Here is a 596-nt window from a genome sequence, read left to right as displayed (position 1 = left end):
TGCCCAAAGACCAAGTGTTGGAAGTAACGGTACTATTTCGAGGCTCGACTGGACCAAATGAAGTGTTGTCAAAACCTGCAGATGTGTGGAATGACTGGGTTGAAAACGATCTTTTTTTAGGTTTGCGCGTCTTTGCCCAAGATCATCCGAACTATACCCAGAATCATGACCATGCGACTGGACAATTAAAAGCATCCTCAGAAGCTCTAAATATAATAATGGCTACCTACCCAAATGCAAAAGTCAATCTGTACGGCCACTCCCTAGGTTCGATGGATGTCCAGTACGCCATTGCTAATTTATCTGACACCGATATTAACCGCTTAGAGAGCGCGCATATCTATAATGGCCCTAATATATACGGTATCCTAGACGACCAACAGAAAGCACGGGTCGACTCCGTCAAAGGGCTGATTCATAATTATGCAGATCCTAAAGACCCTGTCAGTATGGTTGGGCGTGACCTAGACAAAGGAAGTTTAGATTCCGTTGGGATGGTCCACTTCGTGGAAAGTAAGGATATCGATCTTGGCAATCAGCACATGACCTATGGCTATCAGTTAGACACTTCTGACAATATTAAGGTCCTACAGACT

At 44.3% G+C, this 596-nt stretch carries 1 protein-coding gene; it reads left to right on the top strand.

The features are described from left to right. The coding region (locus tag C1G57_RS11570) for an alpha/beta fold hydrolase (RefSeq protein WP_161941103.1) at positions 1-596 on the top strand (596 nt) is incomplete at both ends.

It is taken from the genome of Streptococcus suis, from assembly GCF_002960425.1.
Taxonomy (GTDB): Bacteria; Bacillota; Bacilli; order Lactobacillales; family Streptococcaceae; genus Streptococcus; species Streptococcus suis_S.
This window is presented reverse-complemented; position numbering and strand designations above follow the sequence as displayed.